General features: G+C 73.5%; 25 protein-coding genes. 17 read left to right on the forward strand and 8 right to left on the reverse strand.

The window, feature by feature from the left end; all coding sequences use genetic code 11:
* Nucleotides 1-76: 76 nt before the first annotated feature.
* Nucleotides 77-1,057: a hypothetical protein gene (locus ABD361_RS24445; protein WP_344437975.1), complete on the reverse strand. Its 981-nt coding sequence runs from the start codon at nucleotides 1,055-1,057 to the stop codon at nucleotides 77-79.
* Nucleotides 1,058-1,397: 340 nt separating this feature from the next.
* Between ABD361_RS24445 and ABD361_RS24450 the strand changes: the two genes are divergently transcribed.
* Complete coding sequence (locus ABD361_RS24450; protein WP_344438101.1) at nucleotides 1,398-2,282, forward strand: DMT family transporter; 885 nt, start codon at nucleotides 1,398-1,400, stop codon at nucleotides 2,280-2,282.
* A gap of 269 nt (nucleotides 2,283-2,551) precedes the next feature.
* Nucleotides 2,552-3,076 carry an NUDIX domain-containing protein gene (locus ABD361_RS24455; RefSeq protein ID WP_344437978.1) on the forward strand — a complete coding sequence of 175 codons (525 nt, stop codon included), beginning with the start codon at nucleotides 2,552-2,554 and terminating at the stop codon, nucleotides 3,074-3,076.
* 58 nt (nucleotides 3,077-3,134) lie between these two features.
* Here ABD361_RS24455 and ABD361_RS24460 read toward each other — a convergent pair whose 3' ends face one another.
* Nucleotides 3,135-4,064: an NADP-dependent oxidoreductase gene (locus ABD361_RS24460; protein ID WP_344437980.1), complete on the reverse strand. Its 930-nt coding sequence runs from the start codon at nucleotides 4,062-4,064 to the stop codon at nucleotides 3,135-3,137.
* A gap of 38 nt (nucleotides 4,065-4,102) precedes the next feature.
* Nucleotides 4,103-5,602 carry an MFS transporter gene (locus ABD361_RS24465; protein WP_344437982.1) on the reverse strand — a complete coding sequence of 500 codons (1,500 nt, stop codon included), beginning with the start codon at nucleotides 5,600-5,602 and terminating at the stop codon, nucleotides 4,103-4,105.
* A 139-nt stretch (nucleotides 5,603-5,741) separates the two neighbouring features.
* Here ABD361_RS24465 and ABD361_RS24470 point away from each other — a divergent pair, with 139 nt between their 5' ends.
* The 4 genes from ABD361_RS24470 (at nucleotide 5,742) to ABD361_RS24485 (ending at nucleotide 9,582) form a co-directional block, all read left to right on the forward strand.
* Nucleotides 5,742-6,194 (forward strand): MarR family winged helix-turn-helix transcriptional regulator, encoded by a 453-nt coding sequence (locus ABD361_RS24470; RefSeq protein WP_344437984.1) that lies wholly within the window; start codon nucleotides 5,742-5,744, stop codon nucleotides 6,192-6,194.
* Between the two features lie 67 nt (nucleotides 6,195-6,261).
* Entirely contained in the window at nucleotides 6,262-7,203 is a 942-nt protein-coding gene (locus ABD361_RS24475; protein WP_344437986.1) for an MBL fold metallo-hydrolase, read from the forward strand.
* 116 nt (nucleotides 7,204-7,319) lie between these two features.
* Entirely contained in the window at nucleotides 7,320-8,348 is a 1,029-nt protein-coding gene (locus ABD361_RS24480) for a phosphotransferase family protein (protein WP_344437987.1), read from the forward strand.
* A gap of 10 nt (nucleotides 8,349-8,358) precedes the next feature.
* The gene (locus ABD361_RS24485) at nucleotides 8,359-9,582 is read left to right on the forward strand and encodes an acyl-CoA dehydrogenase family protein (protein ID WP_344437990.1); all 1,224 of its coding nucleotides are present in this window, start codon (nucleotides 8,359-8,361) and stop codon (nucleotides 9,580-9,582) included.
* Between the two features lie 299 nt (nucleotides 9,583-9,881).
* Here the strand turns inward: ABD361_RS24485 and ABD361_RS24490 are convergent, their stop codons facing one another.
* Complete coding sequence (locus ABD361_RS24490) at nucleotides 9,882-10,493, reverse strand: TetR/AcrR family transcriptional regulator (RefSeq protein WP_344437992.1); 612 nt, start codon at nucleotides 10,491-10,493, stop codon at nucleotides 9,882-9,884.
* 239 nt (nucleotides 10,494-10,732) lie between these two features.
* On the opposite strand from ABD361_RS24490, the gene ABD361_RS24495 reads away from it, so the two are divergent.
* On the forward strand, nucleotides 10,733-12,079 hold the full coding sequence (locus ABD361_RS24495; RefSeq protein ID WP_344437994.1) for a serine-threonine protein kinase: 1,347 nt from the start codon (nucleotides 10,733-10,735) through the stop codon (nucleotides 12,077-12,079).
* Nucleotides 12,080-12,259: 180 nt separating this feature from the next.
* A complete protein-coding gene (locus tag ABD361_RS24500; RefSeq protein WP_344437996.1) occupies nucleotides 12,260-12,871 on the forward strand; it encodes a hypothetical protein in 612 nt (203 codons plus the stop codon).
* A 67-nt stretch (nucleotides 12,872-12,938) separates the two neighbouring features.
* On the opposite strand, the gene soxR is transcribed toward ABD361_RS24500, so the two are convergent.
* Together soxR and ABD361_RS24510 are read right to left on the reverse strand one after the other, a co-directional pair.
* Nucleotides 12,939-13,388, reverse strand: coding sequence for a redox-sensitive transcriptional activator SoxR (soxR, locus tag ABD361_RS24505; RefSeq protein ID WP_344437998.1), 450 nt, complete (start codon nucleotides 13,386-13,388; stop codon nucleotides 12,939-12,941).
* Nucleotides 13,389-13,403: 15 nt separating this feature from the next.
* A complete protein-coding gene (locus tag ABD361_RS24510; protein WP_344438000.1) occupies nucleotides 13,404-14,018 on the reverse strand; it encodes a TetR/AcrR family transcriptional regulator in 615 nt (204 codons plus the stop codon).
* A 143-nt stretch (nucleotides 14,019-14,161) separates the two neighbouring features.
* Between ABD361_RS24510 and ABD361_RS24515 the strand changes: the two genes are divergently transcribed.
* From ABD361_RS24515 to ABD361_RS24525, 3 genes are read left to right on the forward strand one after another with little or no spacing between them, the layout of a single operon-like run.
* Nucleotides 14,162-14,680, forward strand: a complete 519-nt coding sequence (locus ABD361_RS24515) for a DUF2165 domain-containing protein (protein ID WP_344438002.1) — start codon at nucleotides 14,162-14,164, stop codon at nucleotides 14,678-14,680.
* A 60-nt stretch (nucleotides 14,681-14,740) separates the two neighbouring features.
* Nucleotides 14,741-16,078: a homogentisate 1,2-dioxygenase gene (gene hmgA, locus ABD361_RS24520; RefSeq protein ID WP_344438004.1), complete on the forward strand. Its 1,338-nt coding sequence runs from the start codon at nucleotides 14,741-14,743 to the stop codon at nucleotides 16,076-16,078.
* A 29-nt stretch (nucleotides 16,079-16,107) separates the two neighbouring features.
* Nucleotides 16,108-16,857, forward strand: a complete 750-nt coding sequence (locus ABD361_RS24525) for a GntR family transcriptional regulator (RefSeq protein WP_344438006.1) — start codon at nucleotides 16,108-16,110, stop codon at nucleotides 16,855-16,857.
* Between the two features lie 82 nt (nucleotides 16,858-16,939).
* Here ABD361_RS24525 and ABD361_RS24530 read toward each other — a convergent pair whose 3' ends face one another.
* A complete protein-coding gene (locus ABD361_RS24530) occupies nucleotides 16,940-17,230 on the reverse strand; it encodes a hypothetical protein (protein ID WP_344438009.1) in 291 nt (96 codons plus the stop codon).
* Nucleotides 17,231-17,448: 218 nt separating this feature from the next.
* Nucleotides 17,449-18,285, reverse strand: coding sequence for an SGNH/GDSL hydrolase family protein (locus ABD361_RS24535; RefSeq protein ID WP_344438012.1), 837 nt, complete (start codon nucleotides 18,283-18,285; stop codon nucleotides 17,449-17,451).
* Between the two features lie 316 nt (nucleotides 18,286-18,601).
* On the opposite strand from ABD361_RS24535, the gene ABD361_RS24540 reads away from it, so the two are divergent.
* From ABD361_RS24540 to ABD361_RS24565, 6 genes are all read left to right on the forward strand, one after another.
* A complete protein-coding gene (locus tag ABD361_RS24540; RefSeq protein ID WP_344438014.1) occupies nucleotides 18,602-19,054 on the forward strand; it encodes a hypothetical protein in 453 nt (150 codons plus the stop codon).
* 2 nt (nucleotides 19,055-19,056) lie between these two features.
* The gene (locus tag ABD361_RS24545) at nucleotides 19,057-20,151 is read left to right on the forward strand and encodes a GNAT family N-acetyltransferase (RefSeq protein ID WP_344438103.1); all 1,095 of its coding nucleotides are present in this window, start codon (nucleotides 19,057-19,059) and stop codon (nucleotides 20,149-20,151) included.
* Nucleotides 20,152-20,569: 418 nt separating this feature from the next.
* Complete coding sequence (locus ABD361_RS24550) at nucleotides 20,570-21,391, forward strand: glycosyltransferase family 2 protein (RefSeq protein WP_344438016.1); 822 nt, start codon at nucleotides 20,570-20,572, stop codon at nucleotides 21,389-21,391.
* A complete protein-coding gene (locus ABD361_RS24555; protein WP_344438018.1) occupies nucleotides 21,388-22,464 on the forward strand; it encodes a glycosyltransferase family 2 protein in 1,077 nt (358 codons plus the stop codon). Before ABD361_RS24550 ends, ABD361_RS24555 begins: the two co-directional genes overlap by 4 nt.
* A complete protein-coding gene (locus tag ABD361_RS24560; protein ID WP_344438020.1) occupies nucleotides 22,461-23,306 on the forward strand; it encodes a polysaccharide deacetylase family protein in 846 nt (281 codons plus the stop codon). The genes ABD361_RS24555 and ABD361_RS24560 overlap by 4 nt, the downstream gene beginning before the upstream one ends.
* The gene (locus tag ABD361_RS24565; protein ID WP_344438021.1) at nucleotides 23,299-26,913 is read left to right on the forward strand and encodes a lipopolysaccharide biosynthesis protein; all 3,615 of its coding nucleotides are present in this window, start codon (nucleotides 23,299-23,301) and stop codon (nucleotides 26,911-26,913) included. Before ABD361_RS24560 ends, ABD361_RS24565 begins: the two co-directional genes overlap by 8 nt.
* The last annotated feature ends 64 nt before the right edge of the window (nucleotides 26,914-26,977 follow it).

Below are 26,977 nucleotides of genomic sequence, written 5' to 3' on the forward strand. Positions count from 1 at the left end.
TCCTTCCCGTGGGGATCCCGTGGGGATGCGCAGGCGATGGCGGCCCGGGTGGCTGCCGGGCCGGGGGGGTGCGGGGTCAGGCGATGCCGAGCGCGGCCCGGCGCACGGCGCGCAGCGCCGTGCGGGGGTCCCGGTCGGGGTAGGCCCAGGGGGCGTGCGTGGCGTGCGGCCCGATGCGGGTGAGCAGGGCGGCGGCCTCGGCCGGGCGGCCCTCGTGGAACTTGGCGTGGGCGAGGAAGTTGAGGTCGACCTTGCGCCGGGGGTGGGCGGCGGGGGCCCGGGCGCCGGTGCCGGCGCCCTCGTCGGTGTCCCACTCCAGCCACCAGTCGAAGGCGGCCTTCATCACCTGTCGGGCCCGGCGGGTGCTCCAGTGGCCCGAGCGGGCCGGGTCGGCCGGCTCCAGCCCGGCGCCGGCCAGGACCCGGTAGCGCTCGGCGTGCGCGACGACGGGCAGGACGGCCAGCGGGGAGTCGGCCGGTGCCTGCTCGGCGGCCCAGGCGGCGAAGTCGTAGACCTCGTGCAGGGGGTCGTCGCGGTCGCCCTTCTGGTGCTCGGCGAGGCGGGCCGCCATCAGGTGGTGGGCGTGGTGGTGGTCGCGGTGCCGGGCGCGCACCTGGTCGAAAGCGCGTACGCACTCGTCGTCGGTGCCGGTGCGGCGGGCGAGGACGAGCAGGCCGAGCCAGGGGGTGGGGTCGCGGGGCGTGGTCCTGGCGGCCGCCAGGCACAGGGCGCGGGCGGTGTCGGGGGGCTCCTTGCCGTCCAGGGCGCGGAAGACCGAGGCACAGGCGAGCAGGAGGGCGGCGTCCGCGCTGTCGGGCTCGGCGAGCTGCCACTCCCGGGCCCAGACGGCGCTGGTGGCGCCCTCGGCCAGGACGAGGAGGCGGTGGCCGCGGCGGTCCCAGTCGTCCCCGGTGCGGGCGATCAGCCGGCGGGCCTCGTTCCAGCGGCCGCGGGCCAGGGCGTCGCGCGCGCCGGCCAGCTCGGTGTCGTCGAGGGCGGGGTCGAAGGTCAGCCCGTCCTTGTTCCGGTGGCGGCCCAAGGGGGGTGGGGGCGTCATCTGCGGGCTTCCTCCACGGCGTACGGTCACGCACAGCAAACCGGTAGTCACGGCTCCGCGTCAAGGGTGGATCTTGGTGCTGAAGTGACGTCAAGTAAGCTAGCGGGAGGGCCCGTTGCCGTCCCCCGTGCGGCCGGGACTGTGCAGCAGATCGTTACCTCGGGCAGCCAATACAGCCCCTCGATTGCCGCACTCGTGAACGTCGAACGTTTGTCCGTCTTCTCGCCTGTCCGGATGAACGACCGAAACGCGGGTACTCGGCCGGGGCACCACTCCTGGTGCGGCTATCGTCTTGTTGTCAAGTCTCCTACGACCGCACGGTCTTGAGGTGCACGACGTGATGGTCTTCGCACTCGCCGTGGCCGCGGCCTGCTGCCTGGGCGTGGGGTTCGTCCTTCAGCAGAACGCCGCCCAGCGGGCCCCCATGAGCGACTTCCTGTCCCTGCGGCTGCTGCTCGACCTCGCCCGCATGCCGCGCTGGCTGGCCGGCATCGGACTGATGGTCTGCGGCATGGGGCTCGGCGCCGTCGCCCTCAGCCGGGGCGAGGTCTCCCTGGTCGACCCCCTGATGGCGACCAACCTGCTCTTCGCCATGGCCCTCTCCCGCTGGCAGACCAAACAACCCCTCGGCCGCGACGGCTGGTGCGGGCTGTGGCTGCTGGCGGGCGGCGTGGCCGCCTTCATCGTCGCCGGACGCCCGCACGGCGGCCACGCGGTCACCGACCCGCTGCGGCACTGGCTCGTCCTCGGCATCATGGTCGGCACGGCCCTGCTGCTCGCCGCGGCCTCCAAACGGGTGCGCATGAGCACCGAAGCCGCCCTGCTGGCCGTGGCCGCCGGCCTGCTGTACGGCGTGCAGGACGCCCTCACCCGGGTCAGCGGCGAACGCTTCTCCCACGGCGGCTGGGCCGAGCTCGTCACCGGCTGGCAACCGTACGCCGTGCTGGCCCTCGGCCTGACCGGGCTCGTCCTCGTGCAGAGCGCCTTCGAGACGGCGCCCCTGCGGATGTCCCTGCCCGCCCTGACGGCGGCCCAGCCACTGGCCGGCATCGCCTGCGGCATCGGCTTCCTCGGCGACCAGGTGCGCACCACACCGGCCGCGCTGGCCGTCCAGGCGGCGGGCCTGGCGGCCATCGTCTGCGGCATCGTGCTCATCGGCCGGCACCCGGCCATGCCGTCGGGCATGAAGGAGGAGGGCCGGATACGGGACCTCCAGCCGCACTAGGGCCTGTCCGGCGGATCGGGCAGCGCCCGTCAGGGGCGCGGGGAACTGCGCGATCGGCCACTGACGGCCTGCAGTCGACGTGCCGTCCCCGGGGGGGTCCGGGAGCAGCACGGCACTCTGCCTGCGGGTGCGTCGTGGCTTGTCGCGCAGTTCCCCGCGCCCCTGAGGGGGCGCCGTGGTGCCGCGTAACGAAGATCCGCCGGACAGGCCCTAGGGCGCCCCATCGGGGGCGCTGCACGATCCGCCGGACAGCCCCTAGGCTGCCGGGCATGACCGACCCTGCGGACGAGGTGCTGGACGTCGTCGACGAGCACGACCGGGTGATCGGCCGCGCACCGCGCGGCGAGGTGTACGCGAAGGGGCTGCTGCACCGCTGCGTCTTCGTCCAGGCGCGCGACGCACACGGCCGGATCTTCGTGCACCGCCGCACGGCGGCCAAGCTGGTCTTCCCGTCGATGTACGACATGTTCGTGGGCGGCGTCGTGGGCGCGGGCGAGACGTACGACGCGGCGGCGCTGCGGGAGGCCGAGGAGGAACTCGGCGTCACCGGCCTGCCGGCCCCCCGGCCGCTCTTCCGCTTCCTGTACACCTCGGCCGACGGGCACGGGGGGTGGTGGTCGGCGGTGTACGAGGTGCGGTGCGACGCGGCCGTGCGGCCGCAGGTGGAGGAGGTCGCCTGGTGGGACTTCCTCCCGGAGGAGGAGGTCGCGGCGCGCCTGGCCGAGTGGCGATGGGTCCCGGACGGGTACGAGGCGTACGAACGGCTCCGCCGGTTCCGGGAGGGTTCCGGCTGAACGCCGGACGGGCCGGCGAAGCCGGCCCGTCCGGCGCTTGAGGGCAGGCCCCGCAGGGCTATCGCACCCGCACCACGATCTTGCCGCGCGTGTGGCCCTGCGCGCTCAAGCGATGCGCGTCCGCCGTCTTCTCCAGGGGGAAGACCTCCGCCACATCGACCGTCAGGACGCCCTGTTCCGCCAGGTGGGCGAGGGCCGTGAGGTCGGCGGCGTCCGGGCGGACCCACAGCAGGCGGCCGCCCAGGGCGGCGGCGGTCTCCGGGTCGGCGATGGAGACCAGGCGGGCGCCGCCCTCCGCCGCGAGCTGCGGCGTGGTGCGGGCGGCGCCGTCGCCGACGAAGTCCATGACCGCGTGCACGCCCTCGGGCGCGAGCGCGCGGACCCGGTCGGCCAGCCCGTCGCCGTAGGTGACGGGTTCGGCGCCGAGGGAGCGTAGGTAGTCGTGGTTGCGCTCGCTGGCGGTGCCGATGACGCGGGCGCCGAGGTGGCGGGCGAGCTGGACGCCCAGGGAGCCGACGCCGCCCGCGGCGGCGTGGACGAGGACGGTGTCGCCCTCGCCGACGTCCGCCGCGCGCAGCGCCTGGTAGGCGGTCAGCCCGGCCAGCGGCAGGCCGGCGGCCTGCTCGAAGGACAGGTTGGCCGGCTTGCGGGCGAGCGTGCGCACGGGTGCGGCCACGTACTCGGCGAAGGTGCCGCCGGAGAGGACGTCCTTGCGGACGTAGCCGATGACCTCGTCGCCCACCGCGAACTCGGGGGCGTCCACGCCCTGCTCGACGACGACGCCGGCGACGTCCCAGCCGGGGACGACGGGGAAGACGGCGTCCAGGAGGGGGTCGAGGTAGCCGGCCTGGGCCTTCCAGTCGACGGGGTTGACCGCCGCCGCCCTGACCTCGATCAGCACCGAGTCGGGGGCGATCTTGGGCCGGGGCAGCTCGCCGTACTCGAGGACCTCGGGGCCGCCGTAGGCGCGGTAGCTGACTGCCTTCATGGTGATGACTCCTTCCTGAGTGGTGCAGCGAGCGGGGTTCAGCGGGTCGCGGTGACGGCTTCAGCCTCGGCGGCCTCGCCGGCGTCCGCCACCGCGCCGGTCCGCCGGGCGGCCAGGGTGCGCAGGCCCAGCCAGGCCACCAGCGAGACCAGCAGGAACGCGGCGCCCGCGATGACGAACGTCAGTCCGAACTGGCTCTCGGCCGGCAGCTTCGGCACGCCCGGCGGCAGGTGCTCGATGCTCTTGGAGGCGAGGACCGTGGTGATCATCGCACTGCCGATGGCGCTGCCGGTGGAGCGGGAGATGGAGTTGATGCCGTTGGCGATGCCGGTCTGGTGGTGCGGCACGCTGGCGACGATCACGGCCGGCATGGCGGCGTAGCCGAGGCTGATGGCCGCGCCGACGCACATGCCCGCGGCGATGACGGAGTAGGCGTGGTCGTGGTCCAGCGCGATCCAGGCGAAGCCGGCGGTGCCGACGAGGGAGGCGAGGATCAGGACCAGGCGCGGGCCCTTGTGCCGGACGAGCTGGCCGCCGACGGGGGCGGCGAGCAGCGAGACGATCGTGGAGGGCAGCAGGTATTCGACGGAGGCGCGCAGGACGCTGGCGTCGAAGCCGTAGCCGGTGACCTTCGACGGCATCTGGACGAGGTAGGAGACGCCGATGAACAGGGCGAAGGAGCCGAAGCCGACGAGCAGGCCGGCGATGTTGGCGAAGAGCACCGGGCGGTGGGCGAACATGCGCATGTCGACGAGCGGCTCGCGCACCTTCAGCTCGACCAGCGTCCACAGGGCGGCCATGACGGCGGCGCCGGCGAAGCAGCCGATCGTCCGGGTGGAGGACCAGCCCCACTCGTGGCCCTGGGTGATGGGCAGCAGGAGCAGGATCAGGGTCGCGGCCAGGGTCAGCGCGCCCAGGACGTCGGTGCGGCCGCCGGTGGTCTCGCGAGTGGCGGGCACCAGGGTGACGACGGCGATCAGGGCGAGCGCGGCCAGGCCGGTGGCCAGCCAGAAGGCGCTGCGGTAGTCGGGGTTGTCGCCGGAGGTGAGCAGGCCGGTGGCGACGAGGGCCAGGCCGCTGCCGAAGGCGAGGGTGCCGCTGACCATGGCCATGGCGCCGGGCAGCTTCGCCGGGCGGACCTCCTCGCGCAGCACGGACAGGGCGAGCGGGAAGATCGCGGTGGCGGCGCCCTGCAGCACCCGGCCGGTGATCAGCCAGGGCAGGGAGTGCGTGACGGCGGCCAGGACGGAGCCGGCGACCATGACGATCAGCACGCCGACCAGGGTCTGCTTCTTGCCGTGCTGGTCGCCGAAGCGGCCCAGGAGCGGGGTGAAGACGGCGGCCGAGAGCAGGGTGGCGGTGGTGACCCAGCTGACGTTGGCGGAGCTGGTGTGCAGGTCGTTCTGGATGAGGCCGAGGATCGGCACGACGAGCGTCTGCATCATCGAGACGACCATGGCGGCCAGGCTCAGGGCGAAGACGGTTCTGGTCTCGGCCCTGCTGCCGGCGGACGACGTGGCGCGGGAGTCGGAGGACATGGGTACGCGGGGTTCCTTCGTGTTACTTCACGACATGGATGCTTGAAATCGTCAAGCAACTGGGGAACCGTACGCCCGGATACTTCAGATAGTCAAGTTAATGATTTAAGCACTCAACCTCTTGAGTAGACTCCAGGGCATGAGCACTCCCCCGTCGACCCCGTCGAAGGCCCAGCTCCTCGAACTCGTGGCGGCGCTCGGCACCGCCCAGTGGCAGGACTTCGCCGCCGCCGCTGCCCGGCACGGCCTGACCTCCGTCCAGGCCAAGCTGCTGGCCCAGCTCAAGGGGCCGGTGCCGATGCGCGGCCTGGCCACCGTGCTGGTCTGCGACGCCTCCAACGTCACCGGCATCGTCGACCGGCTGGAGGCCCGCGGCCTGGTGCGCCGCGAGCCCGACCCCGGCGACCGCCGGGTGAAGAACGTGGTGGCCACCGACGAGGGCCGGGAGACCATCCGCCGGGTGCGCGCCGAGATGCAGGCCACCCACAGTGCCCTCGACACCCTGGACGAGCAGGAGCGCACGGTGCTGTACGGGCTGCTGGAGCGGCTGCGCCCGGGCCTGGAGCACACCGGCCAGGAGCGCCGCGCCTGACGACCGGTCACCTGCCGCCCGCCGCCCGCCCGTATCCTGGCGGCCGGTGACGACCAGGGAGACATCCATGTGCAGCACGACCACGCCCCGGACCGGGGAGACGGAGACCGAGCCGTACACCGTGCCGCTCGCGCCCGGCGTCACGGCCTACGTGCAGCCCGACGGCGGCTGGTGCCTGAACAACGCGGGCTTCGTCACCGACGGCGGGCGCACCCTGCTGATCGACACGGCCGCCACGGAGCGCCGCGCCCTGCTGCTGCGCGACGCCGTCCTGGCGAGCGGCGCCCCCCTGCCGTCCATGGTGGTCAACACCCACCACCACGGCGACCACACCTACGGCAACTGCGTCTTCACCCCGGCGGCCACCGTCGTCGGGCACGCCGCCTGCCGCAGCGAGACCCTGGCGGCCGGCCTGCAACTGCACGTCGCCTGGCCGCAGATCGACTACGGGCACGTCGAGGTCACCGCGCCGGACGTCACCTACACCGGCACGATGACCGTGCACCTCGGCGGGACGGAGGTGCACCTGATCCACCCGGGTCCCGCCCATACCATCGGCGACACCATCGTCCACCTCCCGCAGCACGGCGTGGTCTTCACCGGCGACCTGGTCTTCAACGGCGGCACGCCCTTCGCCATGATGGGCTCCATCAGCGGCTGGCTGCGGGCCCTGGACGTCCTGCGGGGCCTCGACGCCCGGGTGGTCGTCCCCGGCCACGGCCGCGTCACCGACCCGAGCGCGTACGACACCGTCGAGGCGTACCTGCGCCGGGTCCAGGAGCTGGCCCGCACCGCCCACGCGGCCGGGCGCACCCCGCTGGAAGCGGCCCGCGAGGCCGACCTCGGCGAGTTCGCCGCCCTGCAGGAGAGCGAGCGCCTGGTCGCCAACATCCACCGCGCCTACGCCGAACTCGACGGCCTGCCCCCGGGCTCCCCCCTCGACGTGCCCACCGTCTTCGGCGACATGGCGCAGCTCAACGGCGGCAAGCCGGTCGCCTGCCACCTGTAGGCCGCGCCCCGCGGCCCCGTCGGCCCCGTCGGCCCCGTCGGCCCCTGGACGTCATACCGACTGGTCGGCATCATGATCGGCGTCACCCGAGGGCAACCCCCGTGAAGGAGCGCGCGATGAGCCGTGCCGGTGCACCACCGGGTCTGGACCCCGAGCGGTTGCGGGCGTACCTGGACCGAGAACGGCCCGGGCTGGTCGCCGGGCCGCTGCGAGCCGAGCTGATCGAGGGAGGGCGCTCCAACCTCACCTACCGCATCGCCGACGACGCCGGCGGGTGCTGGGTGGTGCGCCGGCCGCCGCTGGGGCACGTGCTCGCCACCGCCCACGACATGCGGCGCGAGCACCGCGTCATCGGCGCCCTGCGCGGCACGAACGTGCCGGTGCCCGCGCCGCTGCTGCTGTGCGAGGACGAGGACGTGCTCGGGGCGCCGTTCTACGTCATGGAGTTCGTGCCGGGCACGCCCTACCGCTCGGCGCGGCAGCTCGCGGCGATCGGGCCCGAGCGCACCCGGGCGGTGGTGCTGCACCTGACCGACACCCTCGTCGCCCTGCACGCCGTGGACCCGGCGGCGGTCGGGCTCGCGGACTTCGGGCGGCCCGAGGGCTTCCTGGAGCGGCAGTTGCGGCGCTGGGGCGCCCAGTTGGAGGCGTCCCGCAGCCGGGAGCTGGCCGGCATCGACGAGCTGCACACGGCACTGGCCACCGCTCTGCCGGCGTCCGGCGCGCCGGCCGTGGTGCACGGCGACTACCGCCTGGACAACGTGCTCGTCGGCGACGACGACACCGTACGGGCCGTGCTGGACTGGGAGATGTCCACGCTCGGCGACCCGCTGACCGACCTGGGCCTGCTGATGATGTACAGCAGCCTCACGGCGGTGCCGGGCTCGCCGGTGAGCACCACCCGCGACGCCCCCGGCCACCCCTCCCCCACCGAGATCGCCCGGCGCTACGCGGACCGCTCCGGCCGGGACGTCTCCGCGCTGCCCTGGTACACGGCCTTCGCCTACTTCAAGCTGGCCGTCATCCTGGAGGGCATCCACTACCGCTACACCCTCGGGCAGACCGTCGGCACGGGCTTCGACCGCATCGGCGAGCTCGTCCCGCAGTTCGTCGAGGGCGGACTGACCACCCTGCGCACGGGCTGAGGAGGCCACTGTGGACTTCGCGTTCGACGCGCGCACCGAGGAGCTGCGCGAGAGACTGCTGGCCTTCATGGAGGAGTGCGTGTACCCGGCGGAGGCCACCGCCGCGGCCCAGCGGGCCGCACTCGCCTCGCCCTGGGACGTACCGCCGGTGGTCGAGGAGCTCAAGGCCGAGGCCCGCCGCCGCGGGCTGTGGAACCTGTTCCTTCCGGATGAGAAGTACGGCGCCGGGCTGACCAACCTGCAGTACGCGCCGCTCGCCGAGATCACCGGTCGCAGCCCGCAGCTGGCCCCCACCGCCGTGAACTGCGCGGCACCCGACACCGGGAACATGGAACTGCTCGCCCAGTTCGGCACCCCGGAGCAGCGCGAGCGGTGGCTGGCGCCGCTGCTGGCCGGCGAGATGCGCTCGGCGTTCGCCATGACCGAGCCGGACGTCGCCTCCTCCGACGCGACGAACATCGCCACCCGCATCGAGCGCGACGGCGACGCGTACGTCATCACAGGCCGCAAGTGGTACATCTCCGGCGCCCTGCACCCCGAGTGCCGCATCCTGATCGTCATGGGCGTGACGGACCCCGGCGCCCCGGACGTGCGCCGCAGGCAGTCCATGGTCCTGGTGCCGCGCGACACCCCGGGCGTGGAAGTGCGGCGCGCGATGCGCGTCTACGGCTACGAGGACCACTACCACGGGGGCCACGCCGAGGTGGTCCTGGACCGGGTACGGGTGCCGGTGACGAACCTCGTGGGCGAGGAGGGCGGCGGCTTCGCCATCGCCCAGGCCCGGCTCGGACCGGGCCGGATCCACCACTGCATGCGTCTGATCGGCATGGCCGAGCGGGCCGTGGAGCTGATGTGCCGGCGCGCGGTGGAACGCACCGCGTTCGGCGGGCCGCTGGCCGACCAGGGGGTGGTGCAGCAGTGGATCGCCGACTCGCGGGTGGCGATCGAACAGCTGCGGCTGCTGGTGCTGAAGACCGCGTGGCTGATGGACACCGTCGGCAACCGCGGGGCGCACACCGAGATCCAGGCCATCAAGATCGCCACGCCGCGGACGGTGGCGGACATCGTCGACCGGGCCGTGCAGCTGCACGGCGCGGGCGGGGTGGGCCAGGACTTCCCGCTGGCGGAACTGTGGGCCGCCGCGCGGACGCTGCGCTTGGCGGACGGGCCCGACGAGGTCCACCAGCGGTCACTGGCCCGCCGCGAGCTGGCCCGCTATCGGCGCGCCCCGTAGGGGCGCGGGGCCTTGTCGATCTGCGGCTGTCGCCGCGTGGTACGCCGACTGCGGGCCGTCAGTGGCCGATCGCGCAGTTCCCCGCGCCCCTGACGGGGCGCTGCCCCGTCGGCCCGTTGCCGGAGCTTCGTCACGGGGTGCGCCACGATGCCCCGTAGGGGCGCGGGGAACTGCGCGACAAGCCACGACGCGCCCGCAGACGGAGTTGCCGTCCTGCGCCCGGGCCCGGCGGTGGCGCGTCGGCTGCGGGCCGTCGGTGGCCGATCGCGCAGTTCCCCGCGCCCCTGACGGGGCGCCCCTTACGGGCGCAGCGCGCGCATCAGCAGGTCTGCCAGGTGGTCGGCCACCTCGCGGGGGCCGAGCGCCCCGTCCGGCCGGTACCAGCTGCCCAGGTGGTGGACGGAACCGAAGTGGTAGTCCACCACCAGGTCGGCGGGGGTGGCCCGGCTGAAGACCCCGGTGCGCTGGCCCTCCTCCACCAGCGCCCGGAACCGCTCGTGGTAGCGGCGGCGTTCGGCGCGCACCTGCTTGAGCTTCTCGGGCGAGAGGTGGTGCATGGAGCGGAAGAAGATCTTCGTGTCGTCGAGGTTCTCTATCGTGGTCACCACGACGTCGGCCGCCGCATCGCGCAGCCGCCGCTCGACGGGCGCGTCGGCGCCCGCGAAACCGTCGAGCCGCTCCTGCTGCAGGCGCAGGACGCGCCCGTAGACCTCGTGCAGCAGGTCGTCCTTGGAGCCGAAGTAGTGGTACAGGGCGCCCTTGGTGACGCCCGCGGCCTCCACGATCTCCTGTACGGACGTGCGGTCGTAACCGCGCTCCGCGAAGAGGCGGGTGGCAGCGGCCAGCAGGCGCTGCGGCACCGGTCTGCCGTCGTTCTCCGTCGCTCCGGCCGTCGCCGTTCTGCTGCTCATCCGCCGCCACCTGCCTTCCGTCCGCGGGGGCGGCCGCGCCGGGTGCGCGGCTCACGCTCAGGATCTTGCCACTGCGACCGGCGGTCGCGCGGGGGCTTCGGCCGCATCCGTTCAACTGCCCGTAGCACAAGGGCTCGTACCGCGCCTCACCAACGGGTGAAGGGCCGCCGGAACGGCTGGACACCCCCTCTTGACGGCAGGACGATGCGCACCGGGCGAGCGGCGACTTGGGGGACGGGATGTCGGACATAGGCGTGCGGCCGTACTGGGATCTGACCTTCGACGCCGAGGGCCACTGCGACCCCGGCGAACGGGACGCCCTGCTCGAGGGCGTCACGCAGAACGGGATCGGCGATCTGGTGGTCTTCTCGCACGGGTGGAACAACACCCGCAGCTCGGCCACCGCCCTCTACGGCCGCTTCTTCGCCCCGTTCCCCACGCTCCTCGCCGGCGCCGCGCACCACGGCGGCCTCGGCTACACGGGTGTGATCTGGCCGTCCATGCGCTTCGCGGACGAGCCGGTCCCCGATTTCCCGGCGCCGCGGGCGACGGCGCTCGACGCCGCGTGGCCCGTGCTGGAGCCGGCCACGCTGCAGGCGCTGGCGCGGGTGTTCCCCGGCAGCGAGGCGCTGCTGGACCGGCTGGCGGAGCTGCTGGAGCGGCGCCCGGACGACCCGGTGCGGCTCGCGGAGTTCGTGGGGCTCGCGCACCGGCTGACGACCTCCGGCCGGCAGGGCGCCGCGGACGGCGGCGCGGGCTCCGCGGCCTGGGCGTACGACCTGGAGGAGGGCGCGGGGGAGCCGGCGGAGCCCACGATGTTCTCCGGCGACCCCGAGCGGGCGTGCGCGGCCTTCGCCGAGGCCCTCTCGCTCGCGGGCATGGCGCGCACCGACCTGTTCGGCGCGGTGCGGCGGCTGTGGGCCGGGGCGCTGGAGCTGCTGCGGCAGGCGGCGTACTGGGAGATGAAGCGCCGGGCGGGCGTCGTCGGGCAGGCGGGCCTGGGTCCTGTGCTGGGGGCGCTGGCGGCGCGCTGCCCCGGCGTGCGGGTGCACCTGGTGGGGCACAGTTTCGGGGCCCGGCTCGTGGCGTTCGCGCTGCGCGGGCTGCCGGCGGGCGCGCGGTGCCTGGGCTCCCTCACGCTCCTCCAAGGCGCCTTCTCGCACTACGCGTTCGCCTCGCAGCTGCCGTTCGACTCCGGCAGGGGCGGGGCGCTCAAGGAGCTGCAGGCGCGGGTCGACGGGCCGGTGGTGTGCTGCCATTCGCGCCTGGACACGGCGCTGAGCGTGCTCTACCCGCTGGCATCGCTGATCTCCGGCGACGCCGACTCCGTACGCCCGGAGACCCTGCTGGGCGTGGACGCGGCCCGCTGGGGCGCGATGGGACACGACGGCGTGCAGGCCGTGGCCGGAACGGCCCGCACGACCCTGGCCGAGGCCCTGGCCGGGGCGCTTCCGGCCACGGGCTGCGTGAACGTCGACGCCGCCGCGGTCGTACGGCTCGGCGGCCCTCCGACGGGCGCGCACGGTGACATCTGCCACGCCGAACTGGCCCGCCTGGTCCTTCTGGCGGGGCGCGTGATGCGCTGACGACGGGCGCGAAGCGGCCGTCTTCGCGGCGAGGCCACATCGAGGGGCGCTGCCGGGGTAGCAGAGCCTGCAGCCGGGCGGGCCCGCGGGGCCCGCCCGTTTCCCCGAAGGGATCCGATCGGCGACGAGTTACGTCCCTTCCATGTCGATCCGAGTCCGCGCCGCCGGAGGTGGGATGCAGTGGCAGGTTTCAGAGCACTGGCACGAGAGGTGCGCAATCCGCGGAACAGCATCGCGCTGCGCAGGACGTCCCTGCGCAAGTGCCTGGAGCGGTTCGCCCCGTACGGGCACCGGGCGACCTGGCGCCATCTGTGCGCCCGGGCCGGCATCGCCCCGGACGACCGCGCCCCCGACCCCGCCCGGCTGATCGCGGCCCTGGCGGAGCTGGAGGAGGCGCGGGAGGTCTGGCTGGCGTACGAGGTGGAGTTCGCCGGCCGGCGCCGCCGTGAGAAGCACGAGGGAATCCGCCAGCCCAGCGCGGTGGACGACTGGCACCGCAACACGTGGGGCGGGTGCGACATCGTGCCCTGCGCCTCGCCCGAGGTCACCCCGGACGCCCGCCTGGCGGACGTCCTGCGCCGGGTCATAGCCGCGATGGAGTCCGCACCGGGGCGCTCCTGCCCGGTGTGCGCGCAGGAGCGCATCGAGTGGCGCACCGATCTGGAGCGCTACCCCCTTCAAGGTCCCGTCTGCACGGACTGCGGCATCGTGGTGCCGACGTCCGTGCTCACACCCGCGGCACTGTCGGCGACCCGCAGGTACGCCCTGGCCGAACAGTACGCGGCGGTATGAGCGCGCTCCCCGGACCGCCCGGGGAGCGCAGGAACCACCGGGCCGGCGGAGCGGGGCCGCCGGCGCATCAGGTCAGCAGCGAGCCGCTGCCGCCCAGCGTCCCGAAGCGGTCGTCGGGGTTGGACAGTGCGCACGCGTCGAGCGACAGGCAGCCGCAGCCGATGCAGTTGTCGAGGTGGTCGCGCAACTTGGTCAGCTGGGCGATGCGTTGCTCCAGCTCCGTCCGCCAGTCCTCCGAAAGCCGGGCCCAGTCGGCCCGGTTGGGGGTGCGGCCGTCGGGCAGGGTCGCCAGGGCCTCGGCGATGGTGGCCAGCGGGATGCCCACGCGCTGGGAGGCGCGGATGAAGGCCACCCGGCGCAGTGCGTCCCTGGTGTAGCGGCGCTGGTTGCCGGCGGTGCGCCGGCTGGTGATGAGCCCCTTGGACTCGTAGAAGTGCAGGGCGGAGACCGCGACGCCGCTGCGTGCGGAGAGCTGCCCCACGGTGAGCTCGTGGACCTGTCGGGATATCTGCGGCACGCGCCCGACTGTATGTCAGGCGCGGCAGCCGACCATGCGCAGGACCAGGTCCGCGTACAGGTCGCCGACCTCGGCCGGGGTGCGCTTGCCGTCGGCGGTGAACCAGCGGGCGACGTCGACGCACAGGGAGAGCACCGCAAGGGTGGTGCCGCGCACGTCGGGGACGTCGAAGTCGCCCGCCGCAACGCCGTCCTCGATGATGGCGCGCACGACGGCGTCCGTCTCCCGGCGCAGGGCGAGGATCTCGGCGTGGTGCTGCTCGCCGAGCGCGCCGAGCTCGTACTGCACGACGCGGGCGGTGGTGTGGTGCTCGGCGTGCCAGCGCACGAAGCGGCGCACCGCCTCGGCCAGGCGCTCGGCGGGGGTGCCGGGGGTGTCGTGGGCGCGGCGCAGGACGTCGAGGGCGAGGCGGTGCCCGACGCTGCTGATGCGGTAGAGGAGTTCTTCCTTGGTGCGGTAGTGGATGTAGAGCGCGGCGGGGCTCATGCCGGCCCGGCCGGCGATGTCGCGGGTGGTGGTGGCGTGGTAGCCGCGCTCGGCGAACGACTGCACGGCGGCGGTGAGCAGCCGGCGGGCCGCGTCCGGCGTGACGTCGGCCCATTCCCCGGTCGGTCGTGCCTGCGCGCCCATGGCGGTGCCCCCTCCTCGGCGACGAGACGTCCGGCCACCATACCCGCCCCTGAGCGCTCGCTCAGGGGCGGGCCCGGGGCTCCTGCGGCGCGGGGCCCCGGCCGGTCGGCATGCCGGGGGGCCGCGGCGGGCAGCATGCCCCCATGACCACCGGGCGCACCCTCGCGGGGGCGGCCACGGCGCTGACCGCCACGGTGGCGGTCCACATCGCGCTCGTCGCCTTCGGCAACATCACCGACTTCGGCACCAACCAGGAATTCGTCCGGCACGTGCTGGCCATGGACACCACCTTCGAGGATCCCGACCTGATGTGGCGGGCGATCACCGACCGCACGCTGCAGGACGCCGTCTACGTGGCCGTCATCGTCTGGGAGACGGTGGCGGCGCTGGTCCTGCTGGCGGCCACGGCGCTGTGGCTGCGGGCGCTGGCGCGCCGGTCGGGCTACGGTCCGGCGCGGCGGCTGACGACCGCGGGGCTGGTGATGCTCCTGCTGCTGTTCGGGCTGGGGTTCCTCGCCATAGGCGGGGAGTGGTTCGCGATGTGGCAGTCGACGAAGTGGAACGGACTGCAGGCCGCCACCCGCAACGTCCTCCTCGCGGGCCTGACCCTGCTGCTGGTCCAGCTGCCCTCGCCGCAGTGGCACGGCCGGGACATCCATTGACGTGCCCGCCCACTAATCCTACGGTCGTCCATAGGAATCCGTCGGCAGTGGGAGCACGCGATGAGCGGTACCGACAACGAGCAGGCCCGGAAGACCGCGGAGACGCTGTCCTACCTCCCGGGCTTCGGCAACGAGCACAGCAGCGAGGCGGTTCCCGGCGCCCTGCCGCACGGCCGCAACGCGCCGCAGCGGGCGCCGCTGGGGCTGTACGCCGAGCAGCTGAGCGGCAGCGCCTTCACCGAGCCCCGCCGGCACAACCGCCGCTCCTGGCTGTACCGGATCCGCCCCTCCGCCGCTCACCCGCCCTTCACCCGCGTCGCGAACGGCGCCCTGCGCGGGGCGCCCTTCACCGAGACCGTCCCCGACCCCAACCGGCTGCGCTGGGACCCGCTGCCCGAGCCCGCCGAGGGCACCGACTTCGTCGCCGGCCTGTGGACCCTGGGCGGTAACGGCGACGCGGCCCAGCGCGCGGGCATGGCCGTCCACCTCTACGCCGCCAACGCCTCCATGCACGACCGCGTCTTCAGCGACGCCGACGGCGAGCTGCTCATCGTCCCCCAGCAGGGCGCCCTGCTGCTACGCACCGAGTTCGGCCTGCTGCGGGCGGAGCCGGGGCACGTGGCGCTGATCCCGCGTGGCGTGCGCTTCCGGGTGGAGCTGCTGGATGCGACCGCCCGCGGCTACGTCTGCGAGAACTACGGCCAGCCCTTCACCCTGCCCGACCTCGGCCCGATCGGGGCCAACGGGCTGGCCAACGCCCGCGACTTCCTGGCCCCGGTGGCCGCCTACGAGGACGTCGAGGGCCCGGTCGAGGTCGTCAACAAGTTCTGCGGCAACCTCTGGAGCGCCACCTACGACCACTCCCCGCTGGACGTCGTCGCCTGGCACGGCAACCACGTGCCCTACGTCTACGACCTGCGCCGCTTCAACGTCATCGGCAGCATCAGCTACGACCACCCGGACCCGTCGATCTTCACGGTGCTCACCTCGCCCTCCGACACCCCGGGCCTGGCCGGTGTCGACTTCGTGGTCTTCGCGCCGCGCTGGCTGGTGGGCGAGGACACCTTCCGGCCGCCGTACTTCCACCGCAACGTGATGAGCGAGTACATGGGCCTGATCGAGGGCGCGTACGACGCCAAGAGCGCCGGCAAGGGCGGCTTCGTGCCCGGCGGCGGCTCCCTGCACAACATGATGTCGGCGCACGGCCCCGACCGCGCCACGTTCGACAAGGCGAGCGCCGCCGAGCTGGTGCCCCAGAAGATCGACGACGGCCTGGCCTTCATGTTCGAGACCCGGTGGCCGGTGACCCTCACCGAGCAGGCGGCGGGCGCCGACCACCTGCAGCAGGGCTACGACGGGGTGTGGCAGGGTCTGGAGCGCCACTTCCGCCACCCTTGAGACCCGCCCTCCTTCCCGTCGGAGCCGCCGTGACCCTCTTCGCCCCCGACTCCCTCGCCCTCAACCGCAAGCTGCCCCTGTGGTACCAGGTCTCGCAGTCGCTGCGCGCCTCCATACTCGGCCGGCGCCCGGAGGACCCGCTGCGCCTGCCCACCGAGGACGCCCTGGCCGAGCACTACGGCGTGAGCGTTTTGACCATGCGGCAGGCGCTGAAGGAGCTGGAGGCGGAGGGGCTCATCAGCCGGCACCGCCGGCGCGGCACGTTCATCGAGCCCAGCGCCCGGCGCGGCGCCCCGGTCCGGCTGCTGGGCTCGGTGGACACCATCGTCGCCCAGCAGTCCGGCGAGCGCACCGACCTGCTCGACCACGGCCCGGTGCCCGTCCCGCCCGACCTGGCCGAGCACTTCCCGGACCTCACCGAGGCGGTGGCCTACCGCCGGCTGCGCCGCGACGGGACCGGCGGCGAGCCGACGAACTGGGCGGAGAACGTGGTGCGCCCCGACCTCGCCCGCCGCATCGACGTCGCGGACCTCGTCCGCTGGCCGATGACCAAGGTGCTGCGCGACGCCGTGGGCGTGAGGATCAGCCGCATCACCGACACCGTGGAGGCACGGCTGGCGGACCCGGAGACGGCCCGCCTGCTCCAGGTGCCGCTGCTCAGCCCGATCCTGCACTACACGGGGATCACCTACGACGACACGGGCCGCGTCGCCGACGTCGCGCGCATCCGCTACCGGGGTGACCGCTTCTCCTTCACCGTCACGCTCGAAGCCCACTGACCGGCCGGGATGCCGGGGCCGGGCGGCCTGCCCCCCGGGGGAAGGGGCGGGCCGTACGGGAGTCGGACGCCGCGGGTGCGGGTCAGGCGTGGGAGCCGCTGCGGCTGCCGAAGAGCGTGCGGCGCAGCCGCCGCAGCGGGGCGAGCAGGGAGACCTTGGCCGTACGGCTCTGGCTGCTGCGCTCCTGGCCGGCACGGGCCTGGTCACGGGAGGTGATCTCCCGCATCAGCACCGTGGCGCCCTCGACGTCGCGCTGCGGCAGGGCGGGCCCGGACAGCACCGCGAGGTGGCGCTCGAGCCGTGCACTGGACGCACTGCTCCCGTAACTGATGGCAGGCACACGCGCCCTGCTGCGCATAGCTATCTGATCCATGAGACTCCCCACCCGTACGAGGCACCCGGCCCAGGCAGGGTAACCCTATCGCCCCATCGCGTCACCCGCGCATTCGCGGGGCCGATTCACCACCCCGTCAAGGGCGTTGACAGGGCTGACGTGAACCTGCCGTTACCGAGCGGTTGTTGCCCGGGACAATACGCCACGGAAGGGGGGACAATCACGCTACATTCCGATAGATTCACCCTAAATCACTCTCAGTGCGGACGGTGGGCCGGGTGGGCGCCCGGGACGGCCGCCGAGGAGAAGACCGGAAGGTAGCCGCGGGACTGGCCGGAGGCGGTGGGGTGGTAGGACTCGTCCACCGGGAGCGTGACGCTGTTCAGCCACGCGCTGCCGGAGCACAGCTCGTGTCCGGCGAAGGTCGTATTGACGTCACCGAAGCGGAAGCCGTGGTCCGCGGCGCGCTTGGCGGTGACGGCGTTGATGAGGTCGGCGGCGGCGTTGATCGCCTTTCTCTTGGTGTCGCTCAGCCCCACGCAGGTGCCGCCGGTCCGGTAGAAGCGGGGATAGCCGAGCACGACCACCTGCGCCCGGGGGGCTCTGGAGCTGATGGCCGAGTAGACGTTGTCGAGCTTGGCCGGCAGCTCGTTCTGAATGAAGGAGCGCGCCTTGTTGATGCGGTCCAGGCACGGGCCGTCCCCGTTGAAGACGCAGGTGGACATGGTGTCGGCGAAGCCGGCGTCGTTGCCGCCGATGCTGATGCTCACCAGCCCGGTGGCGGTGGAGAGCGAGGAGAGCTGTTCGTCGAGCACATCACCCGTACGGGCCCCCGAACAGGCGGCGAAGGAGAAGCGCGCGGGGGCGTGCGCGGCGGCCCACAGGGCGGGATACGCTCTCGTGCTTCTCTTGCAGTCGCCGCTCGCGGAGTCGTAGCCGCCCGCCCCCAGGCCGGCGGAGTAGGAGTCACCGAGGGCCGCATAGGCGGGAGTTGAGGTCCCTTCGGCGGCCTGCGCCGTGGTGGCGCCGCCGGCGGCGAGGGTGACGGTGAGGGCCAGCGCGGAGAGCGCGCCGGCGAGGCGGATCAGTTTCATGGAACCTCCCTAGCAGGGGTCATCGCCATCACCGTGGTAGCAGCGCCCCGGTGTCTCTGGAAGTGTCCATGTCAATTTTCGAATCGGAAGACACCCGTCGATCGATCATCCAAACGAATTTGCTCGCAAAGCAGCCGGACTGACTGAGCGTCAGGTGGGCATACTGTTCATTCGACGGACATCTTCCGGTTGTGGTGGCACGCCGCCGGAGCCGTTCGGCAACACCCGTTCGCACAGCCTTCACATCTTGACGGGCCTTTGTCCGCTGCGCGACATTGAAGCCCGGCATCCGGCGCTTCGGGGGGCAAAGTCGCCAATGCAGAGCTTCACTGATCTCACCGGTCTGGACGACTCGACGGAGCCGGGTGGTGCGCGCTCGGGGCCCGGCCGCTGCCGGAGGATGCCGGCCGCGGACTCGCTGCCGGTCACCGCGGGCGCGGCGGCGGTGGTCGCCGCGGTGGGCGGGGCCCTCGCCCTCGCGGACATCGCCTCTCCGCTGCGGGCGCCGTTCACCTTGTTCTACCTGATCGTGGCGCCGGCGTGCGCCGTGGCGGCGCTGCTGGACGGGCTGGACCCGCTCAGCCGGGCCGTGGTGGCCACGGGCGGGGCCCTGGCGGCCGACCTGCTGGTGGCCCAGGTGATGCTCGCCCTGCACGCCTGGTCGGTGCGCGGCGGCGTGGCCGCGGTGGCGGGCATGAGCCTGCTGCTCTTCCTACTGGCACAGGCGCGGCGCCACCGGGGGCGCGCCTCGAGAAGTCGGGCGTCGTGACCGTGGACATCAGCGTGTACCGGCCCGGCGAGCTCACCGCGGCCGACCGGGCGGCGTGGTCGGCCCTGCAGGCCAGGGCCGTGGAGGACGGCTCGCCGCAGCTCGCGAATCCTTTCCTCGCGCCGGAGTTCGCCCTGGCCGTGGGGCGCTGCCGGCGCGGGGCACGGATAGCGGTCGTGCGGGAGGACGGCGAGGCGGTGGCCTTCTTCCCCTTCCAGCGCACGTCGATGGGGGTGGGGCAGGCGATCGGGCTGGGCGTCTCGGACGCCCAGGGCCTGGTGCACCGGCCGGGCTTCCAGTGGGACACCCGCGAGCTGCTCGCGGCCTGCGGGCTCTCCCTGTGGGAGTTCGACCACCTGATCGAGGGGCAGAAGCCGTTCGAGGTGACGGCCTCCGGTTCGTACGCCTCGCCCGTGATCGACGTCGACCAGGGGTTCGAGCGGTACCTGGCGGCGCTGCGCAAGCAGTCGCCGAAGTTCACGCGCACGACCCTGGCCAAGGAGCGCCGGCTGGGGCGGGACGTGGGCGAGGTCAGGTACGTGCACGACGAGCGCGATCCGGCGATGCTGCGCGTGCTGACCGGCTGGAAGTCGGCGCAGTACCGAAGAACGGGGCGCGCGGACCGGTTTGCGCGCCCGTGGATAGCCCATCTCGTCGAGCAGCTCTTCCACACCCGCACGCCGTCCTTCAGCGGGCTGCTGTCGGTGCTCTACGCGGCCGGCCGGCCGGTCGCGGCCCACTTCGGGCTGCGCTCGCAGACGGTGCTGGCCTGCTGGTTCCCGGCGTACGACCCGGACTTCGCCAAGTACTCCCCCGGCCTGGTGCTGCACCTGCGGATGGCCGAGGGGGCGGCGGCCGAGGGGCTGGCGTACCTGGACCTGGGGCGGGGCGGCAAGGCGTACAAGGACTCGCTCAAGACCCGTGAGCTCAGCGTCTCGGAGGGCTGGGTGACCAGGCGGCATCCGGTGGCGCTGGGCTACCGGGCGCGGCGGGCGCCGGTGCGGGCGCTGCGCAACACCGTGCAGTCCCGGCCGGAGCTCTTCGAGCACGCCGACCGGCTGCTCAAGCGCGTGGGCCGGATACGGGAGCGCGGCTGACCGGCCCCGGTCAAGCATCCCGGCCGATGCGGCGTCAAGAGCCGGACGGCGGTGGATGGATGCATAGGCGCAAATAACACCAAAGGAGGAGTCTCCAACCCACCTCTTGCCATACACTCTCAAGCTTCAATACCGTCGTACATCTACCCGCATCGGCCCATCATGTATCTCAGCGGCTCCGGGGAGGGCTTGACAGCGTCGCGATGGTGTCCGGCGCGGGGCGCGGCAGGGGGTGCCGCGCTCGGCCGTCCAGTGGAGAGCCGAGTCGCGCGCCGCGCGGCACGATGTATTTGCCAACTCGCCCTGTTCAGGCGGTGATTCCTGCCGTCCGGGGAAGGACGAGTACCCCCTTTTCGAACCGGCACACAATCGGACCGCTGGGGCAGGCGGTCCACCGGACGAGAGGGAAAGACGAACCATGAGTGCGTTCCTGCGCCCGGCGGCCAGTGAAGAGGATCCCGAGACATCCGGTCGCTACCGTCCGGTGACCTCTCACTTCGCGATAGCGCCACCGGTGAGCGTGGTCATTCCCGCCATGAACGAGGCGGAGAATCTCCCGTACGTGTTCAAGACGCTGCCCGACTGGATCCACGAGGTGGTTCTGGTCGACGGCAACTCCACCGACGACACCGTCCGGGTCGCCCGGGACCTGTACCCGCAGGTCAAGGTCGTCGAGCAGCTCGGCAAGGGCAAGGGCGACGCCCTGATCACGGGCTTCGCCGCCTGCACCGGCGAGATCATCGTCATGGTCGACGCCGACGGCTCCGCCGACGGCGGAGAGATCGTCAGCTACGTCTCCGCGCTGGTCGGCGGCGCGGACTTCGCCAAGGGCTCCCGCTTCGCCAACGGCGGCGGCACCGACGACATGACGCTGATCCGCAAGCTGGGCAACCGGATCCTCACATCCCTGGTCAACCACAAGTTCGGCGCCCGCTACACCGACCTGTGCTACGGCTACAACGCCTTCTGGAAGCGCTGCCTGGACGAGATCGCCCTGGACTGCGCCGGCTTCGAGGTCGAGACCCTGATGAACATCAGAGTGGTCAAGGCCGGCCTGCGGGTCCAGGAGATTCCCAGCCACGAGTTCGTGCGCATACACGGCACCAGCAATCTGCGCGCCGTGCGCGACGGGCTGCGCGTGCTCAAGGTCATCCTCAACGAGCGGGGCACGCCCCGCGCCTCGCGCCGCCGCCGCACCCTGGCCATCGCACCCGCCGCGGGCCGGGGGGACGTCTCTTGAGCAGCGCGCCCCATGGAACGGGCCGGGCCGGCGCGCCGAGCGTGTCGGTGGTCATCTGTGTCTACACCGAGGACCGCTGGGACGACATCCTCGCCGCGGTGGCCTCGGTGCACGACCAGTCCTACCCGGCACTGGAGACGCTCCTGGTGGTCGACCACAACCCCGCGCTGCTGCGCCGGCTCGCCAAGGCGTACGGCGACGACGGCGCGGGGGCCGGTCTGCCGCCGGTGCGGGTGCTGGCCAACACCGGCCCCCGCGGCCTGTCGGCCGGCCGCAACACGGGCACGGCCGCGGCCGGCGGCGAGGTCGTCGCCTTCCTGGACGACGACGCGGTGGCCGAGCGGGACTGGCTGCTGCACTTCGCGGCCGCCTACGCCGATCCGAGGGTGATGGCGGTGGGCGGCCGGACGGAGCCCGTGTGGTCCTCCCGGCGCCGGCCGGCCTGGTTCCCGGAGGAGTTCGACTGGGTGGTGGGCTGCACCTACCGCGGCCTGCCGCCCGGCAAGGTGGTGGTGCGCAACGTCCTGGGCGGCAACGCCTCCTTCCGCCGCGCCGCGCTGCGGGCCGTCGGCGGCTTCGCCAGCGGCATCGGCCGGGACGGCCACCGGCTGCCGCTGGGCGGCGAGGAGACGGAGCTGTGCATCCGCCTGACCCGGGCCATGCCGCAGGCCCTGCTGCTCATCGACGACCGGGCGGTGATCCACCACCGGGTGCCGCCCGGCCGCGAGCGCTTCGCCTACTTCCGCACCCGGGCGTACGCCGAGGGCCTGTCCAAGGCCCTGGTGGCGCGCAGCGTGGGCACGGAGCGCGGGCTGGCGAGCGAGCGCCGCTACACCACGCGGGTGCTGCCCGCCGGGGTGGCGCGCGGGCTGCGGGACGCCGTGCTCGGCCGCTCCGGCGGGGCCGGCCGGGCCGGGGCGATCGTGGCCGGCGTCCTCGCGGCGACCGGCGGCTACGCGCTGGGCAGTCTGCGGGCGCGCGCCGCCGGCGCGCGCTTCGCGGTGGCGGCGCCGCAGCCGGCGGTGCCGCGGGCGCCCGCGGCGCCCGTGCCGTACGAGGGGGCGGGCGCATGAGCGGCGGTCCGGTGCCGATCCTGATGTACCACGCGGTGGCGCAGGCCCCCGCCCGGGCGGCGTACGGGCTGTCGGTCGCCCCGGCCGCGTTCGCGGAGCAGATGCGGCTGCTGGCCGGGCACGGGTTCACGCCCGTGACGGCCGGGCAGCTGGCCGCGGCGTGGCGCGGGGGCGGCCGGCTGCCCCCCAGGCCGGTGCTGATCACCTTCGACGACGGCTACGAGGGCGTGCACCGCTACGCCCTGCCCGCCCTTGCCGAACACGGCTTCACCGCCACTGTGTTCGCCTCCACCGGCTGGCTGCGGGGGGCGCACGACGCCGGGGGCGCCCTGGATCTGATGCTCAGCTGGGACCAGCTGCGGGAGCTGGCCGCGGCCGGGTTCGAGATCGGGGGCCACAGCCACACCCACCCCCAGCTCGACCAGCTCGGGGACGAGCGGCTGTGGTTCGAGGTGGGGCACTGCCGTGACCTGCTGGCGGAGGAACTGGGTCACCCACCCGTGTCCTTCGCCTACCCCTACGGCTACTCCAGCCGCCGGGTGCGCGATACGGTGCGCGCGGCCGGGTTCACGGTGTCCCTGGCCGTGGGCAATGCGCTGGCCGCGCGCCGCCAGGGGCCGTACGCCCTGGAGCGGGTGACCGTGCGGCGCTCCACGGGCATCGAGGAGTTCGAACGGCTCGTCGAGGGACGGGACATCGGCCGGATCTTCGCCCGGGACCGGGTGCTGACCAAGGGATACGCCGTCGTCCGCAGAAGCCGGGGCCTTGTCAGAAGCAGTCTCGTCAGAAGCAGCCTCATCGGAAACAGCGGCACCAGGAAAGCGATCGAAGCCCGTGTCTGACACGACCGCCCCGACCGAGGAACGAGCCGAGGACGCACGCGAGGAGCCGATGCCCCGCCGGCGACTGCCCGGGCGGGGCATCGGCAGTCCGCTGTTCCGCAACGCCTTCGCGCTGATGCTCAACACCGGCATCAGCGCCGTCCTCGGCCTCGGCTTCTGGCTGATGGCCGCCCACTACTACAGCGAGGCGTCGGTCGGCCAGGGCTCGGCGGCGATCGCCGCGATGAAGCTCCTGGCCGGCCTGACCGCCGTCACCCTCACCGGGGCACTGGCCCGCTTCATCCCCGTCGCCGGCCGCACGACGGGCTCGCTGGTCCTGCGCACGTACGCGGGCAGTTCGGTGGTCGTGGCGGTCGCCGCCGGCGTCTTCCTGCTCACCCTCGACCTGTGGGGCCCCTCCTACCGCTTCCTGCACGGACTGCTGCCGGGGGTGGGCTTCGTGGTCGCCGTGGTGGCCTGGTCGCTGCTGACCCTGCAGGACGGCGTGCTGACCGGGCTGCGCAGCGCGCTGTGGGTGCCGGTGGGCAACACCGTCTTCTCCGCCGTGAAGCTGGCGCTGCTGGTGGGGCTGGCGGCGGCCCTGCCAGTGTCCGGGGTGTTCGTCTCCTGGGTGGTCTCGATCGCGGCATCGGTGCTGCCGCTGGGCTGGCTCGTCTTCCGCCGGCTGGTGCCGGCGCACGTCAGAGCCACCGAGGGCCGGGGACAGCCGGCCTCGTACCGGGAGATCGGCCGCTTCCTCGCCGGGGACTACACCGGATCGCTGTTCTCCCTCGCCGTGGTCTACCTGGTGCCCGTGATCGTCGCGGCACAGGTGGACTCGGCGGACAACGCCTACTTCTACATCACCTCCACCATCGGCGGCACGGTCAACCTGCTCGCCATCAACATGGGCGCCTCCCTGACCGTCGAAGGCTCGCACGACCCGGCCCGCCTGGCCGACAACTGCCGGGCCGCGCTGCGCCGCATGGCCAAGATCATGGTGCCGGTGTGCGTGCTGATGTTCGCCCTCGCGCCGTACATCCTCCACGTCTTCGGGCGCGGGTACGCCGAGGCGGCCACGCCTCTGCTGCGCTGGTTCGCCGTGGGCGCGGCGCTGCGCGTGGTGATGGAGGTCTACTTCGCGGTGCTGCGGGCGCAGAGCCGCACGGCCGGGCTCGCCTACCTGCAGGGGCTGCTGTGCGTGCTGGTGCTGGGGCTGACAGTGGTGCTGCTCCCCCGGATGGGGCTCACGGGCGCGGGCGTCGCCGAGATCTGCAGCCTGACGGTGATCACGGCCATCGCGGCGGTACGGCTGCGGGGCGTGCTGAAGGCGTCGCCCGCGAGCTCCTCCCCCGCCGCACCGGTGCCGGCACCGCCCGACGGGGACCTGGCCGACCTCCCCGTACGCGGCGAGCGCGACCCCGGCGACGAGGGGGCCGGCGAGGGCGGCCGGGGGCGGCTGACCGGCGCCCGCCGCGTGCTGCGCTCCGCGCTGGACGCGGACACCCTGCCGCTCGGCGTCCGCCTGGACATGGACCACCCCGAGCGCCGCCCCGACGTACGCCCGGTGAGCGCGCCGCCCAAGGCGCCGGCCCCGCCGCCCGTGCCCGGCCTGCTGCGCCGCCTGCGGACCCCCGGGGCCGCCGTGTGGGGGCTGCTCGTGGTGGCGCTGGCGCTGTACTGGCTGCCGCTGACGGCCCTCGGTCACACCGACCTGGACGCCATGGGCGGCTTCGGGCTGGTGTCCGTGCTGCCGGTGGCCACCCTCCTGGGCGCGGGACTGCTGATCGCCGCGTTCGCCTGCGCCCTGTGCCTGCCGCGGCCGCGCCGGTGGCTGCTGGCGGCGGTGCTGGTGGCGACCGTGGTCTGCCTGCACGCGGTGCCCGCCGTGCTGGAGGACCAGCCGCGCTTCGCCACGGCCTGGCAGCACCTGGGCTTCCTGGACTTCATCGACCGCACCGGGGTGGCCGCTCCCGACCTCGACGCCCGGTGGAGCTGGCCGGGCTTCTTCGCGCTGGCCGCCTTCGCCGCACGGGCCTGCGGCGTGAGCGACCTGGGCGAGGTGCTGCGCTGGTGGCCGCTCGCCGTACAACTGCTCTACCTGGCCCCGCTGGTGCTGCTGGTGCGCACGGTGCGGGCCGACTGGCGGGCGAAGTGGACGGCCCTGTGGCTGTTCGTGCTGTGCGGCTGGGTCGGGCAGGACTACTTCTCCCCGCAGTCCCTGAACTACTTCTTCTACCTGCTCTTCGTCGCGGTGCTGGTGGTGTGGTTCCGCTGGCCCGGGCAGCTGCGGGGCAAGCGCCTGCCCGGCGAGCAGGAGGTCGCCCCGGCCGGGCGCGGGACCTCGGTGGCGCTGCTGGCCCTGGTGATCGCCCTGTTCGCCGCGTCGGTCGCCAGCCACCAGCTCACCCCCTTCGTGATGCTCGGCGTGCTCACCGCGCTGGTGCTCGCCCGCCGGCTCACACCGGCCGGGCTGCCGCTGCTGTGCACGGTGCTGCTGGCGGTGTGGGTGGGGTTCCTGGCCGAGCCGTACTGGTCCGGGCACTTCGACGACCTCTTCGGCGGGCTGGGCTCGCTCGGCGGCAACGTCTCCGCCTCCGTCTCGGGCCGCATCCAGGGCGGCAGCGCCACGCACAAGGCAGTGCTCTACGTCCGGGTGGCCCTCGCCGCCGGCGTGCTGGCCTGCGCCGCCCTCGGCTGGTGGCGCCGGCGCCGCGCGGGCCTGGCCGACGTCGTGCTGCCGGTGCTGGCCGCCGTGCCCTTCCTGGCCTTCGGCATGCAGTCCTACGGCGGCGAAGTGGCGCTGCGTGTCTTCCTCTTCGCCCTGCCGGGGGCCTGCGCCCTGGCCGCCCTCGCGCTCTTCCCGCGCCCGGACGCGGTGGGGACGACGGGGGCGCGCCGCTACCGGGGGCCGCTGGCGGCGCTGCTGGCGGGGCTCGTGCTGGTCATGGGGTTCCTGGTGGCCCGCTGGGGCAACGAGCCCTTCGAGCGGGTACGGCCCGGCGAGGTCGCCGCCATGGACTACGTCTACCGGCACGACAGGCCGACCGTCCGCCTGCTGTGGCCGAGCAGCAACACCGCCGACGACGTCACGCCCGCCATCCCCTGGGGGGCGCGCGAGATGGAACGGGTGCTGTACCAGCCGGTGCTCGCCCCCCGCGACGCGGCGCAGGCGGGCGACCTGGTGGACGCCCTGGGCGCGGCCGGCAGCAACGCCTACCTGATCGTCAGCCGCGGGCAGTCGGAATACCTCGAACTCAGCGCGGGCTACGCCCCCGGCTGGCGGCAGCAGCTCCTGCGGACCCTCGACGGACGGCCGGAGCTGCACCGGGCGCTGACCAACGACGACGCCGTGCTGTACGAGCTGAAGGACAAACCCGCCGGCACCGCCGCCGCCCCGCGGCCGGGCCCGCCGGGCCCCCGGGTGACCTGGACACCGGTGTCCGTCGTCGGCGCGCTGGCCGCGCTGGCCCTGCTGGTGCTGCTCACGGCGCGCGAGCTGGTACGGGTGGGCTCGGCGCCCGGCGTACGGCAACTGCGGCTGCTGCAGGGCTCCTTCTGGTTCGCGCTGCCGCTGCTGCTGGTGGTGGCCGGATCCCTGGCGTGGCGGCTGGTGACGCTTTCCTGACGTGCCCCGTAAGGGGCGCGGGGCCGTGTCGATTTGCGGCTGCCGCCGCGCGGGCGCGGACGAA

The sequence above is a fragment of the Streptomyces luteosporeus genome (assembly GCF_039532865.1).
GTDB lineage: Bacteria > Actinomycetota > Actinomycetes > Streptomycetales > Streptomycetaceae > Streptomyces > Streptomyces luteosporeus.

Coding starts and splice junctions, on each gene's coding strand:
- ABD361_RS24445 (WP_344437975.1), bottom strand. CDS start 1,057: ATGACGCCCCCACCCCCCTTGGGCCGCCACCGGAACAAGGACGGGCTG.
- ABD361_RS24450 (WP_344438101.1), top strand. CDS start 1,398: ATGGTCTTCGCACTCGCCGTGGCCGCGGCCTGCTGCCTGGGCGTGGGG.
- ABD361_RS24455 (WP_344437978.1), top strand. CDS start 2,552: ATGACCGACCCTGCGGACGAGGTGCTGGACGTCGTCGACGAGCACGAC.
- ABD361_RS24460 (WP_344437980.1), bottom strand. CDS start 4,064: ATGAAGGCAGTCAGCTACCGCGCCTACGGCGGCCCCGAGGTCCTCGAG.
- ABD361_RS24465 (WP_344437982.1), bottom strand. CDS start 5,602: ATGTCCTCCGACTCCCGCGCCACGTCGTCCGCCGGCAGCAGGGCCGAG.
- ABD361_RS24470 (WP_344437984.1), top strand. CDS start 5,742: ATGAGCACTCCCCCGTCGACCCCGTCGAAGGCCCAGCTCCTCGAACTC.
- ABD361_RS24475 (WP_344437986.1), top strand. CDS start 6,262: ATGTGCAGCACGACCACGCCCCGGACCGGGGAGACGGAGACCGAGCCG.
- ABD361_RS24480 (WP_344437987.1), top strand. CDS start 7,320: ATGAGCCGTGCCGGTGCACCACCGGGTCTGGACCCCGAGCGGTTGCGG.
- ABD361_RS24490 (WP_344437992.1), bottom strand. CDS start 10,493: ATGAGCAGCAGAACGGCGACGGCCGGAGCGACGGAGAACGACGGCAGA.
- ABD361_RS24495 (WP_344437994.1), top strand. CDS start 10,733: ATGTCGGACATAGGCGTGCGGCCGTACTGGGATCTGACCTTCGACGCC.
- ABD361_RS24510 (WP_344438000.1), bottom strand. CDS start 14,018: ATGGGCGCGCAGGCACGACCGACCGGGGAATGGGCCGACGTCACGCCG.
- ABD361_RS24515 (WP_344438002.1), top strand. CDS start 14,162: ATGACCACCGGGCGCACCCTCGCGGGGGCGGCCACGGCGCTGACCGCC.
- hmgA (WP_344438004.1), top strand. CDS start 14,741: ATGAGCGGTACCGACAACGAGCAGGCCCGGAAGACCGCGGAGACGCTG.
- ABD361_RS24530 (WP_344438009.1), bottom strand. CDS start 17,230: ATGGATCAGATAGCTATGCGCAGCAGGGCGCGTGTGCCTGCCATCAGT.
- ABD361_RS24535 (WP_344438012.1), bottom strand. CDS start 18,285: ATGAAACTGATCCGCCTCGCCGGCGCGCTCTCCGCGCTGGCCCTCACC.
- ABD361_RS24540 (WP_344438014.1), top strand. CDS start 18,602: ATGCAGAGCTTCACTGATCTCACCGGTCTGGACGACTCGACGGAGCCG.
- ABD361_RS24550 (WP_344438016.1), top strand. CDS start 20,570: ATGAGTGCGTTCCTGCGCCCGGCGGCCAGTGAAGAGGATCCCGAGACA.
- ABD361_RS24560 (WP_344438020.1), top strand. CDS start 22,461: ATGAGCGGCGGTCCGGTGCCGATCCTGATGTACCACGCGGTGGCGCAG.